Origin of the sequence: Nonomuraea sp. NPDC049714 (assembly GCF_044465295.1) — a bacterium.
Taxonomy (GTDB): domain Bacteria; phylum Actinomycetota; class Actinomycetes; order Streptosporangiales; family Streptosporangiaceae; genus Nonomuraea.
In genome coordinates, this window is record NZ_JBITLM010000001.1 from 234,643 (window position 1) to 247,256 (window position 12,614).

Here is a 12,614-nt window from a genome sequence, read left to right on the forward strand (position 1 = left end):
TCCGCGGAGGCGGTATCCCGATGCAGGCCATGGACTCCACGACAACGAGCCAGGACGCTCCCGGCGACGAGCGGCCCGAGCCCGTCGTCCGGCTCACCGGCGTGCGCAAGAACTTCCGGCGGGTCGACGGCACCCCCACCCCGGCCGTGGACGGGGTCGCCCTGGAGGTGGCGCCGTCGGAGATCCTGGTCCTGCTGGGACCGAGCGGCTGCGGCAAGACCACGCTGCTGCGCTCGATCGCCGGTCTGGAACGGCCCGACGAGGGCACGGTCCGGATCGGCGGCCGGACGGTGTTCGACAGCGCCACGGGCCTCGACCTGCCGCCCGAGCGGCGCGGCCTGAGCATGATGTTCCAGTCGTACGCGCTGTGGCCGCACATGTCCGTCTTCGACAACGTGGCCTATCCCCTGCTGAGCCGGCGGGGTGCCCGGCCGGACAAGGCCGGGGTGGCCCGCCGGGTGAGCGAGGTGCTGGAGCTGGTGGGGATCCCCGAGCTGGTCCGGCAGTATCCCGGCGAGATGAGCGGCGGTCAGCAGCAGCGCGTGGCGCTGGCCCGGGCGCTGGTCGCCGGTGACGGGCTGGTGCTGTTCGACGAGCCGCTGTCGAACGTGGACGCCAAGGTACGCGAGCGGCTCCGGGTGGAACTGCTGGCCATGCAGCGCAGGCTCGGCTTCGCGGCCGTCTACGTCACGCACGACCAGACGGAGGCGATGGAGCTGGCGACCCGCATCGCCGTCATGCGCGCGGGCCGCGTGGAACAACTCGGCGCGCCCCGCGAGATCTACGACCGCCCCGCCACCCGGTACGTGGCCAACTTCGTCGGCGTCGCCAACGAGATCCCCGGCACGGTGACGGGCGCCGGGGCGGACACGGCCACGATCCGGACCCCGTACGGGCTCCTCACCGGCGTGTGCGGGCCGGGGGTGAAGGACGGCGAGCGGGCCGTGGCGGTCTGGCGTCCCGAGCACGGCCTGATGAGCGCGAGCGAGCCGCCGGAGCCCAACAGGTGGCGGGCGCGCCGGCGGCTCTCCATGTTCGCGGGCCCGCACGTCGAGCACCACCTGGACGCGGAGGACGTCTCCTGCCGGCTCTGGTCGTCCGGCGAGGCCGCCGCCGACGAGGTGTGGATCGGTGTGGCGCCCGAGCGGCTGCTGATACTCCCGGCCTGACGAACCGGCCGGGCGAACCGGCCGGATGAACCGACCGGGAGTCAGGTCAGGACGATCGGAGCAGGACGTCAGCGCAGGACGTCCTGCTCCAGCCAGCGTCCGATGCGCGCCGCGACCGCGTCGTCGTCGTAGGTGCGGGTGTCGACGTTGTCGGCCCTGATCTCGATGACGGGGAACCCGGCCGACTCCAGCGCCCGCGCGGTGAAGTAGCTGCCGCGCGGGTCGTCGGACACCAGGTGGACCACGCCGTCGATGCCGTGCAGGCGGGCTTCCTTGACGTACCACTCACTGGACCACGGGGGCGTGTACAGCTGGTCGGTGAAGGCGGCGAAACGGGCGGCGAGCGCGCGCATGGGATCGTCGCCGTAGCGGATGTAGCCGTCGGCGGCGATGGCCAGGTACATCGACCAGACGAACACCGCCCCGTACCGCTCCTGGAAGCGCTGGTAGAAGCCCATGTCGTACCAGAGGCCGCGGCCGATCCACATCAGCCTGGCCCGCTCGCCGGGGCAGGCGGCCTGGCCGGTGCCGACGCGTTCGCGGACCTCCTCGTAGAAGTTCCTGGCCGCGTCGCGCGCCCACTCGGTGCCGCGGTGCCACTGCGGCAGCATGACGCTGGGGATGCTGTCGGAGACGCCGAGCGGGGCCGGACGGGTGCGGGCGATGAGGTCGCGCGCCTTCCTGTTCCACTCCTCCTGCTCGTTGACCAGGGCCATGACCTCGCGGAAGCGGGACTCGCGGAACGTCCTGCCGGTGGTGGTCTCCAGGAACCTGACGAGGTTCTCCATCTCGGCGGTGAGCAGGTCGAGCCGGGCGGGCCCGACGGCCTCCTCCCAGCGGTGCGGCATCAGGTCCCACCAGTTGGCCGGCACCTCGTTCTCGGCGGCGCTCTCCAAGGGGTAGAAGGTGACGCCGGGCTCGCTGCCCCAGATGTCGAAGATCTTGCGGGTGACGTCGCCGGAGGCGTCTCCGACGACGAGGGTCGGCCTGGGCAGGCCGCCCCACGGTCCGCTGCCGGGCTCGGGATCGAAGGCGGAGCCGAGCGCGACCGAGTTGTACTGCTCGGAGTAGTCGGGGTAGCCGCGCTGCCGGACCAGCTCCAGGTAGTGGCCGGAGCGCTGCTTGGCGGCGACCACGGACGCCCACCACTGGCTGACCACGTAGGGGATGTCCATCGCGCGGAAGATCTCGTGGGGCACGTCGGCGTTGACGACGGCGAACGGCTCCCCGGCGGCCACCCGCCGTCGCAGGTCGGCGAACCATTCGCGCTGGTGCCGGCCCGCCTCGGCGGCGGTGGCGAGGGATTTCACGCTGCGCATGGGTCTTCCTTCCGCAGGGCCGCCAGGTCGACGCGCCCGTACTCCTGCCGGTCGAGCAGCACGGCGGGGATCTCGAGCGCGGCCCGCTGCGCGGGGAAGTCCCACGCGGGGGCGTCGTCGCCGGCTCTGGCGTAGCTGACGAGCAGCTCGGCATGACAGCGCGCGGCGGCCATCGCGGTGTGCGCGGCGCGCTCGGCAACGGTGGCGCGCGGCGCGGCCGGGCCGTTGTGGTGGTAATGCTCGGCCAGCGCGTCCAGGCCGCCCTCCCCCACCTGCCGCTCGAACGCCAGGTCGCCGAAGGAGTGGTCCTCCCCCACGATCACGTACCCCTGCGCCTCGATGGCCTCGTAAACGTGCGGGGTGTCGTGCTCGCTGCCGCTCAGCAGGACGCGCCGCCCCGGCTGTGCGGGCAGCCCGGGCGCCTCGGCCAGCAGCCGCTCCAGCATCGTGATGTGCTCGTCCACGGGCAGCCCGGCGTTGGCCGCGGCGAGGAACTGCCGCCCGGTCAGGCGGGCGGGGACGGCCCGGCGCAGCTCGGCGACCTCGGCCAGCAGCCGGCGCCGCCGGTCGTGCGCCGCCACCGCGCGGCCGAGACCCTCGCCGCCGGCGGGACGACCGGTCCAGGCGGCGAGCCGGCCGGCGAACTCGCCGATCCTGCGCCGGTTGTAGCGGGCGGTGGTGCGGTGCGGCAGGTGCAGGATGTCCACCAGGTACGTTTCGGGCAGGTCCAGCTGTGGGCTGACCCGGCGCAGCTCGCGCAGGGCGTAGAACAGCCGCAGCGACGCCTCGCGGTCGTGTGCGACGACGACCCGGTCCAGGTGGCCGTACGCGCCGGCGAGCAGCCGGGTGAGGATCGAGCGGGCCATCTGGTCGACGCCGGTGCCCAGGTACAGGGTGCCGGGCGCGGGGTCGAGCGCCGGGTCTCCGGTGAGGCGCACCGCGTGGGCCCCCGCGGCTGTCACCAGCTCGACGGGCACGTCCGCGCCGACGTATCCGATCACCGGGCCGCGCGACGGGCGCGGGCCCTGGCCTGTGTACGCGTCTTCCAGCGCCGCGAGCGCGGGGGTCATGCTCAGATCACCCCGTCGTCGGCCAGCGCCTTGATCTCGTCGTCGGTGTAGCCGAGCAGTCCGCCGTAGATCTCGGCGTTGTGCTCGCCGAGGGCGGGAGCCGGCTCGTCGAGCGTCGCCTCGGTGCCCGAGAAGCGGATGGGCACGCCGGTCCCGTACAGGTCGGCGGTGCGGCCGTGCACGGGATGCTCCAGCGGCACGACCTCGCCACGGGCCAGCACGAGCGGGTCGCGTACGGCGCTGATCGGCTCGCGCACCGGGGCGGCGGGCACCCCGTTGCGCTCGAACCGGTCGATGACCTCGGCGAGCGGCAGGCCGGCCGCCCACGTGGCGATCAGGTCGTGCAGCTCGCCCGCGTGCGCGACGCGTGCGTCCCGGGTGGCGTACCGGGGGTCGGCCGCCAGGTCGTCGCGGCCGAGCGCGGCGAAGACGCCATGGGCGAACGCGTCGGTGGGGCCGCACAGCGCGAACCAGCCGTCGGCGGCCGGGAAGGTGCCGAACGGCGCCAGCCTGGGCACGGTCGCGCCGGTGCGCAGGGGCAGGCCGAGCTGCTCGTAGGCGTCGAACGGCTCGCAGGCGACGAGGGAGGTCAGCGCGCCCAGCATGGACACGTCGACGTGCTGCCCGCGCCCGGTGGCGTCGGCCTGCAGCACCGCGGCGAGGGTGCCGATCACCGCGTAGAGCGGCGCGAGCAGGTCGCCCACGGGCAGGCCGAAGCGGACGGGCGGCTCGCCGGGGGCGCCCGCGGTCATCATCACGCCGCTGAGCGCCTGCACGATGGTGTCCATGGCCTTGCCGGAGCCGGGCCCGCCCTGGGCGCCGAATCCGCTGATGGACGTGCACACGATGCGCGGGTTGATCGCGCCGGCCCAGTCGTGTCCGATGCCGAGCCGGGCCGTGACGCCCGCGCTGTAGTTGTCGACCATGATGTCCGCCTCGCGGACCAGGTCGCCGAGGACGTCGCGGGCCTTCGGGTGCTTGAGGTTGAGGGTGACGCCGCGCTTGTTGCGCCCGCGCAGGAGCATCGACACCGACATGTCGCCGGGCGCGTGCCGGGTGGGGGTCAGGCCGTCCGCGCCGACGTAGGGCGAGTTGTTACGGGAGCTGTCGCCGCCGGTCAGCGGGTTCTCCACCTTGATCACGCGGGCGCCGAGCCCGCCCAGGAGCAGGGTCGCGTACGGTCCGGCGAGCGCCGTGGTCAGGTCGATCACGGTGCGGCCGGCCAGGGGACGCTCAGCCACGACGCACCATCACTTCGTCTCCGTCCCACGCGAAGGCGGTGTCCAGGCCCGCCTGGCGGGTGATCCGCTCGATGTATCCCGCGACGCGCCGGCCTTCCTCACCGTCGCCCAGGGGCACCGGCCGGCCCGCGTCGTCGATCCAGCACGGCACGAATCCGGCCGAGACCAGCCCTTCCCGGTCGAACCGGCAGACCGCGATGGCGGTGTTCCGGCTCTCGGGGTGGAAGGGGTAGAACGGCATCGCCGAGTCCGGGGCGAAACCGTACAACTCGATCCTGCGGCGTGCCCACGCGGCCCGCTCGGCGCTGTCGCCGTCGCCGCCGGCGGGCGTCAGGGCGTGGGTCACGGTGACGAAGTTGCCGAGGCCGTGGTAGATGGGCCTGTCACGGTAGACCTCGATGCCGCGCATGATGTGGGCGTGGTGGGCGAACACCGCGTGCGCGCCCGCGTCGATCGCCGCCCGGGCGACGGGCCGCTCGTACATCGCCAGGACGGCGGGGGTGTGGCCGACGCCCTTGTGCAGGGACACCAGGACGATGTCCGCCCGCTCGGCGAGCGCGGCGACGTCGTCGGCCATCCGCTCCAGGTGGGCGGGGTCGGCGAAGGTGTAGACGGCGGGCGGGCCGCCGGGGCTGGCGTGGTCGAGCTCGTAGTGGGTGAGCACCTTGACGTGCGCGCAGCCGGGCTTCCTGCTGGTGGCCCAGGATTCGCGAGGGCCGACGCAGTTGTAGCTGAGCACGCCGACGCGCAGCCCGTCGCGCTCCACGACGGCGGGGCGGCGGGCCTCGTCGAGGGTCAGGCCCGCGCCGGCGGTGGCCAGCCCGGCCTCCTGCGCGTACTTGATGGTGTCGGCCACTCCCTCGTCGCCGGCGTCGTAGACGTGGTTGCCGGCGAGGGTCACGATGTGGAATCCGGCCTCGGCGACGGCCACCAGCGCGGCCGGATCGGCGGGCGGCGCGGGGACATCGGTGCTGACCTGGGCGGTGGTGGTGCTGTGCGGCACCTCCACATGCCCGATCACCACGTCGCCGCGGCGGAGCGTGCCGGCGGCCGGGGCGAAGAACGACGCCGGGTCCGGCTCGTCCACGACGAGGTCGCCGACCGACATCACGGTCACGCTCATGGCATGCTCTCCTTCTCCAGCGGGCGTTCGTGCACGTCGTCCCGGTTGAAGCGCGACAGGAACGCCTGCAGGCGGGGGGACGTGGGATGGTCGAAGAGATCCCTGGCCGGGCCGCTCTCGACGACGCGGCCCTTCTCCATGAAGACGCACCGGCCGGCCACCTCGCGGGCGAAGCTCATCTCGTGCGTGACGATGATCATCGTCATGCCGCCGTGGGCGAGGTCGCGTACGACGCTGAGCACCTCGTCGACCAGCTCGGGGTCCAGGGCGCTGGTCGGCTCGTCGAACAGCATGATGCGCGGCCGGGTGACGAGGGCTCTGGCGATGGCGACGCGCTGCTGCTGGCCTCCCGAGAGCCTCCGGGGATGCTCGTGGGCCTTCTCGGCGAGCCCGACGCGCTCCAGCAGGCGCATGGCCTCCTCGCGCGCCTCCCCGGAAGGGCGGCCGTGCACGGCGACCTGCGCCTCGGTGAGATTGCGCAGCACGCTCCAGTGCGGGAACAGGTTGAACTGCTGGAAGACCATGCCCATGCGGCGGCGCTGGGCGGCGACGCGGCGGTCGGGCAGGGGGCGCAGGTGGCCGCGGTGCGCCGCGTAGCCGAGCAGTTCCCCGTCGAGGTACATGGCGCCCCCGTCGATGCTCTCCAGCTGGTGCATGCAGCGGACGAGGGTCGACTTCCCGGACCCGGACGGGCCGATGACGGCGACGACCTCGCCTTCGCCCACCTCAAGGCTCACGCCGTCGAGCGCCTGGTGGTCGCCGAAGCGCTTGCGGAGGTCGCGTACGACCATGACCGGTGTGTCGGTCACCGCTGCCCCTTTCCGAAGTGCCGTTCCAGGCGTTGCTGACCGAGCGACAGCACGGTCACCACGGTGAGGTACCAGACGCACGCGACGATCAGCAGCGGCACGATCTGGTACGTCCGGTTGTAGATCACCTGGACCGAGTAGAGCAGGTCTGCCATCGCGATCACGCTGACCAGCGAGGTGCCCTTGAGCAGGCTGATGAACTGCGAGCCGGTCGGCGGGATGATCACCCGCATGGCCTGCGGGAGCACCACCTTGACGAAGCTCTGGGGGGCGGTGAAGCCCATGGCGCGGGCCGCGTCGCGCTGGCCGCCGTCCACGGACATGATCCCCGCCCGGACGATCTCCGCCATGTAGGCGGCTTCGTGCAGGGTGAGCCCGATGATGGCGGCCGTCAGTGAGCTGATCACGGCGTTGGTCGGCCACGAGGCGAACGTGGGGCCGAACGGCACGCCGAGCGACAGCCGCGGCAGCAGGTAGCCCAGATTGAACCAGAAGATGAGCTGCACCAGCGGGGGTATCCCGCGGAAGACGCCCACGTAGACGGCGCAGGCCCAGCTGACCGGCTTGAAGTCGCTGAGCCTGCCGGCCGCGACGAGCATGCCGAGCAGGCTGCCCAGCACCATCGCGATGACCGTCAGCAGCAGCGACATGCCGAGCCCGCCCAGGATGTTCGGGTCGAACACGTACTCCGCGACCACGCCCCACTCGAACCGGGGGTTGGTGACGAGGAACCAGCCGAGCTGCACGGCGAGCACGAGCAGCACCGCCCCGGCCAGCCACCGTGCGGGACGCAGCCGGGGGCGGGCGGTCGCCACATCGACGGCGGTGTCGCCGGCGGTGTCGCCGGCGGCGTGCTGGACCTGGGTGCTCATCGCCCGGCCGCGGTGTTCAGCTTGGGCGCGTCGACCGCCACGTTCTCCAGGCCGTACTTGTCGACGATCTTCTTGTACGCGCCGTTCTTGAAGATCTCCTTGAATGCCTCGAACATGACCGGGCCCAGGCCACTGGACTTGGGCACGAGCATGGCGAGCTGATCGACGCCGGCGCCCTGCTCGTCGGTCTGGGTGACGTAGGTGAAGGCGTCCTTCTCCTTGGCCATGGCGTCGATCGCGGCGCTCTCGGTCATGCCGGCGGCGTCGGCGCGGCCGGACTTGGCGGCCAGGATCGTTCCATTGGTGTCGGCCAGCGGGAGGAAGGTGATCGCCGCCTTGCCCTGCTTGGCGCACCACTGGGTCAGGAGCTTGACCTGGTCCTCCACGACGCTGCCGGCGGTGCCGGAGATGCGCTTGCCGCACAGGTCGCCGGAGCTCCCGACCTTGGCGGACGCCGACTTGGGGATGAGGTAGGAGGTCCGGCTGACCATCCAGACGATGGCGTCGAACTGCTTCTCCCGCTCGGCCGTGTCCTTCACCGGGCCGTTGAAGGCGTCGTAGCGCGACGACAGCATGCCGGACAGGGCCGCGGGCAGTCCGCTCACGATCGCGATCTCGCTTTTGACACCGAGCGCCTTGGCGAGTGCCTCCTGGATCTCCTTGTCGACACCCGTGACAGTTTTACCGTCGTTGGCGACGATCCTGTAGGGTGGATGCGAGTCGCCTGCGAACCGGATGACGCCCGCTTCCTTGACAGCGTCAGGCAGGGTTTCATACAAGGCGGTCTTGCCGGGTGCCCCTTGCCCCGCCGCGCCGTCTTCCCCGCCCCCGCAGGCCGACGCGGCGAGAAGGACTAGTGCCGCAGCGGCCGTGAAAGCCGTCCTGGGCATACTCATGGTGGTCCTCCGCCGACTTGTTAGTGCTGCAATTACATTTCGATCGTTATGGGTAATGTCACATCTTGGGCTGCACGCCTGTCAAGGGGCGACCGTGAGAACCGCACAGCACCCTAGGCACGTATGGGCGATATATACAAGAGGGTCCGTTTTCCCGGCGAAGGGTTCACGACAGGAACCGGTAGACGGTCTGGGCCACGCAGGCGGGCTTGCCCGAGCCCTCGACCTCGACCGTGAAGTCCAGCGTCGCCTGAACACCGCCCTTGACGTCCTCGACCCCGGCGACCCGGCCGGTGAGGCGGATCTTCGCGCCGACGGGGACGGGCGCGGGGAAACGGACCTTGTTCAGCCCGTAGTTCACGGCCATGCCGATGCCCTCGATCTCCAGCAACTGGCCGAAGAGCGGGATGAGCAGCGACAGAGTGAGGTAGCCGTGCGCGATCGGACCCTTGAACGGGCCGTCGGCGGCACGGGCCGGGTCGACATGGATCCACTGATGGTCGTCCGTGGCGTCGGCGAAGGTGTTCACCCGATCCTGGGTGATCTCCATCCACTCCGTGGCGCCGAGGTCCACGCCGGCCAGGGCCCTGATCTCGTCGATGCCGTTGACGGTGTGAGGCATGGGATGCTCCTTCAGTCCAGGTCCGGCACGGGGATGCCATAGGTTTCCGGGCGGGCGCCCACGGAGGTGGCCCACACCCGGGCGATGTCGGCGGCGGGCCAGCCGCCGTCGCGGTAGGCGACGCTGATCTCCTGCGGGTGGGACCACAGCGACAGCCGGTCGCCGCCGATCCCGACGCACTGGCCGGTCACCTGGGCCGAGGCGTCGCTCGCCAGATAGACGACCAGGCCGGCGACGTCCTCGGCGGTGCCGAAGCCGATGCCCTTGCGCAGCGAGTCGGGCAGCGGCACGCCGTCCTTCTCCAGCGCCTCGATGTGCGGGGCGAACGCCGGGATGCTCTTGGTCATCTCGGTGGCGGCGTTCGGGATCACCGCGTTGACGGTCACGCCCGCCTTGGCGCACTCCATCGCCCAGGTGCGGACCATGGCCGCGATGCCCGCCTTGGCGGCGGCGTAGTTCGTCTGGCCGAAGTTGCCGCGCTGACCCGCGGGCGAGCCGGCGACGATCACCCGGCCGCCGCCCTCGCGCTCGCGCATGTGCCGCACGGCGGCCCGCACACAGGTGAACGTGCCGCGCAGATGCACCCGGACGACGTCGTCGAAGTCGTCGTCGGACATCTTCCACAGCACGCGGTCGCGCAGGATGCCGGCGTTGGTGCACATCACGTCCAGCCGGCCGAACTCCGAGACCGCCCGGTCCACCAGCCGCTCGGCCGCCTCGGTGTCACCCACCGCGGCCACCTCGGCCACCGCGCTGCCGCCCGCCGCGACGATCTCCTTGACCGCCGCCTCGGCCGCGGCCGGATCCACATCGTTGACCACGACCGCGGCCCCGGAGGCCGCCAGCGCCTTGGCGTAGGCCAGCCCCAGGCCGCGCCCGCTTCCGGTGACGACCGCCACCTTGCCGGTGATTCCCGCACTCTCCATCGACAGCCCTCTCTCACGCTCTCTCCAGCGCCAATGTAGGGCAATCTGATGTCGATCGTCAATGATATGTATCGTTTTATGCTGACTCAGTGGCCGCCAAGATCGTGCTGGTGCGGTGGTGCGCGACCAGTTCGGCCAGCCGGGGCTCGAACTCCGCCACGATCTGCTTGACGCGGATCTCGGCGAGCGGCCCGAGAGTGTCGTAGATCTCGACGAAGACGTCGCGGGCGGCGGCCCGTGGCCAGTCGGCCGGCAGCAGCTCCACCGGCAGGCCGGGGTCGAGGTTGGGGAACGTCCGCCAGGTGTCCATGATCCCCGTGCGCGCCACCAGCGCCTCGGACGCCCCCACGGCGCCGTTGCGCACCCGGACGAGCAGCGGCGCGTAACGCGCGACGAACTCCTCATAGTTGCGCCGCAGCAGGCCGAAGTCCCACGCCTCCTGTGGCGCCCGCAGCCCGGGCACCTGCGGCGCGCCCGCCAGGAACACCGTGGAGGTGGCGACCCCCAGCTCGGTGAGCTCCGCCGCCGCCGTGCCGGCGTCCGCCGTCGGCGACACCCACAGCCCGTCGTACAGCGGCGCGAACCCCAGCCAGCGCAACTTCGTCCGCAGGGAGTGGCGCAGGTCCCGCTGCTCCTCCGCGATCGAGAAGGCCGCCAGCACCCACGTGCCGTCCCAGGCGCCCCGGTCCAGGCCGAAGGACATGATGCGGTGCCGTCCCTCCGACAGCACCGCCGACGCCCGGTCGGTCAGCCGGTAGTAGGTGCGCCGCCCCACCTTGGACGACTCCAGCAGATCCCGTCTGGCCAGGCGGCTGAGCGCCGCCCGCGCCGCCACCGCCGAGACGCCGAACTCCTCGGTCAGCCGCACCAGCGCGGCGGAGGGCAGTTGGTCGGCCCGGCGGAACCAGTAGTCGCCGAGCAGTGTCGTGATGAGATGTTGCGGAGGCGCGCCCACCTGGAAGCGCGGAAGGTCGACATCCCCTGGCTCTGGCCATTCACCGTCAGTCACAGATGAAGTATACGTATGACGGTTCTGTCTACGTGCGTTATCGATTCGTCGCGAGCGAACGATTTAACCATGCTACGCGCCGGAGGCGTACTCACGACGGAGCTGGGGCTTGAGCACCTTCCCCGATGCGCCCCGAGGCAGCGCCGGAGCGAACTCGACGCTCTTGGGCACCTTGTACCTGCCGAGCCGTCCGGCCAGGTAAGCCAGTAACGCGGCCGCGTCCGGTGTGGCACGCTCCTTGAGCACCACGACGGCCTTGCCCACCTCGCCCCACTTCTCGTCCGGCACCCCGATCACCGCGCACTCGGCCACGTCGGGATGCTCGTAGAGCACGTTCTCGACCTCGGCGGGGTAGATGTTCTCCCCGCCGGAGATGATCATGTCCTTGATCCGGTCCACCACGAACGCGTAGCCGTCCTCGTCCACCACCGCCACGTCGCCCGAGCTGAACCAGCCGTCGTCCGTCAGCACGGCCCGGGTCTCCTCCGGCCGTCCCCAGTAGCCCGCCATGACGTTCGGCCCGTGGACGATCACCTCGCCGGGCTCGCCCTGCTCCACGTCGGTCCCGTCCGGCCGGACGATCCGGACGTCGGTGAAGAAGTGCGGCACGCCCGCCGAACCCACCTTGCGGTGGCTCATCGCCCGGTCCAGGCAGAGGGTACCCGGCGCCGCCTCCGTCATCCCGTACCCCTGCACGAAGGCGAGCCCGCGGGCCAGGTAGGTGCGGATCAGCGCCTCCGGCGCGGGCGCGCCGCCGCACAGCAGGGTGCGCACCGATGACAGGTCGGCCTCCCGCCAGCCATCGGCGGCGGCGAGCGAGTCGAACATGGCCGGCACCCCGAACAGGAGCGTCACCCGGTGCCGCTGGATGAGCTCCAGCGCCCGCTCCGGCCGGAAGGCCGCCTCCACCAGCACCTGGCCGCCCTTGAGCAGCGTGGGCAGGCAGGTCATGTTCAGCGCCGCCGTGTGGAACAGCGGCGCGGTCACCAGCGTGACCTCGTCGGCCGTCAGGTCGACGTCGACCAGCACGTTGAGCGAGTTCCAGATGATGTTGCCGTGAGTGAGCACGGCCCCTTTCGGCCGACCCGTGGTGCCGGAGGTGTACATGACGATGCACGGGTCCGCCGGTGCGACCGGCTCGTCCAGCGGCGTGCCGTCGGCCGACTCCAGGAGACGCTCGTAGTCCTCGCCCACCCGGAGCGTGGGCAGGCCGAAGTCGTCCGCCCGCCCGCTGACGAGGACGGCCGCGCCGGAGTCGGCCAGCATGTACGCCAGCTCCTCGGCCGACAGCCTCGTGTTCAGCGGCACGAACACGGCCCCGAGCGCGGCGGCGGCGAACAGTGACTCCAGGAAGGCCGGATGGTTGTCCCCCAGGTAGGCCACCCGGTCACCGGGCCCGGCCCCCATCCCGCGCAGCACGTGGGCGAGCCTGGTGACCCGATCGTCCAGCTCCCGGTACGTCCAGGTCCGGCCGTCGTGGACGACCGCCGCCTTCCCGGGGGTCCTGCGGGCGCGGCGCCGCGGCCAGGCCCCGATGCCTTGGTTGCGCATGCGTCGA

General features: G+C 71.6%; 12 protein-coding genes. 1 reads left to right on the forward strand and 11 read right to left on the reverse strand.

Translation table 11 applies throughout. The features are described 5' to 3' along the window. Positions 1–29 precede the first annotated feature (29 nt). Positions 30–1,169, forward strand: coding sequence for an ABC transporter ATP-binding protein (locus tag ACIBQX_RS01215; RefSeq protein ID WP_396999341.1), 1,140 nt, complete (start codon positions 30–32; stop codon positions 1,167–1,169). A gap of 68 nt (positions 1,170–1,237) precedes the next feature. Here the strand turns inward: ACIBQX_RS01215 and ACIBQX_RS01220 are convergent, their stop codons facing one another. The 11 genes from ACIBQX_RS01220 to ACIBQX_RS01270 all read right to left on the reverse strand — a co-directional run bounded on the left by ACIBQX_RS01220 (position 1,238) and on the right by ACIBQX_RS01270 (position 12,607). Beyond that, the gene (locus ACIBQX_RS01220) at positions 1,238–2,488 is read right to left on the reverse strand and encodes a 2-hydroxyacyl-CoA dehydratase (RefSeq protein ID WP_396999342.1); all 1,251 of its coding nucleotides are present in this window, start codon (positions 2,486–2,488) and stop codon (positions 1,238–1,240) included. After that, on the reverse strand, positions 2,476–3,558 hold the full coding sequence (locus ACIBQX_RS01225; RefSeq protein ID WP_396999343.1) for a 2-hydroxyacyl-CoA dehydratase: 1,083 nt from the start codon (positions 3,556–3,558) through the stop codon (positions 2,476–2,478). Before ACIBQX_RS01225 ends, ACIBQX_RS01220 begins: the two co-directional genes overlap by 13 nt. Before the next feature lie 2 nt (positions 3,559–3,560). After that, positions 3,561–4,799, reverse strand: coding sequence for a CaiB/BaiF CoA transferase family protein (locus ACIBQX_RS01230; RefSeq protein WP_396999344.1), 1,239 nt, complete (start codon positions 4,797–4,799; stop codon positions 3,561–3,563). Continuing rightward, positions 4,792–5,922 (reverse strand): CapA family protein, encoded by a 1,131-nt coding sequence (locus tag ACIBQX_RS01235; protein ID WP_396999345.1) that lies wholly within the window; start codon positions 5,920–5,922, stop codon positions 4,792–4,794. The genes ACIBQX_RS01230 and ACIBQX_RS01235 overlap by 8 nt, the downstream gene beginning before the upstream one ends. Then, a complete protein-coding gene (locus ACIBQX_RS01240) occupies positions 5,919–6,713 on the reverse strand; it encodes an amino acid ABC transporter ATP-binding protein (RefSeq protein WP_397001501.1) in 795 nt (264 codons plus the stop codon). The genes ACIBQX_RS01235 and ACIBQX_RS01240 overlap by 4 nt, the downstream gene beginning before the upstream one ends. Before the next feature lie 14 nt (positions 6,714–6,727). Next, the gene (locus tag ACIBQX_RS01245; RefSeq protein WP_396999346.1) at positions 6,728–7,603 is read right to left on the reverse strand and encodes an amino acid ABC transporter permease; all 876 of its coding nucleotides are present in this window, start codon (positions 7,601–7,603) and stop codon (positions 6,728–6,730) included. Further along, positions 7,600–8,499 carry a transporter substrate-binding domain-containing protein gene (locus ACIBQX_RS01250; protein WP_396999347.1) on the reverse strand — a complete coding sequence of 300 codons (900 nt, stop codon included), beginning with the start codon at positions 8,497–8,499 and terminating at the stop codon, positions 7,600–7,602. The genes ACIBQX_RS01245 and ACIBQX_RS01250 overlap by 4 nt, the downstream gene beginning before the upstream one ends. 166 nt (positions 8,500–8,665) lie before the next feature. Further along, positions 8,666–9,121, reverse strand: a complete 456-nt coding sequence (locus tag ACIBQX_RS01255; protein ID WP_396999348.1) for a MaoC family dehydratase — start codon at positions 9,119–9,121, stop codon at positions 8,666–8,668. Between the two features lie 11 nt (positions 9,122–9,132). Then, positions 9,133–10,047: an SDR family NAD(P)-dependent oxidoreductase gene (locus tag ACIBQX_RS01260; protein WP_396999349.1), complete on the reverse strand. Its 915-nt coding sequence runs from the start codon at positions 10,045–10,047 to the stop codon at positions 9,133–9,135. Between the two features lie 76 nt (positions 10,048–10,123). After that, a complete protein-coding gene (locus ACIBQX_RS01265) occupies positions 10,124–11,056 on the reverse strand; it encodes a PaaX family transcriptional regulator C-terminal domain-containing protein (RefSeq protein WP_396999350.1) in 933 nt (310 codons plus the stop codon). A 72-nt stretch (positions 11,057–11,128) separates the two neighbouring features. Next, positions 11,129–12,607 (reverse strand): long-chain fatty acid--CoA ligase, encoded by a 1,479-nt coding sequence (locus ACIBQX_RS01270; RefSeq protein WP_396999351.1) that lies wholly within the window; start codon positions 12,605–12,607, stop codon positions 11,129–11,131. Positions 12,608–12,614 lie beyond the last annotated feature (7 nt).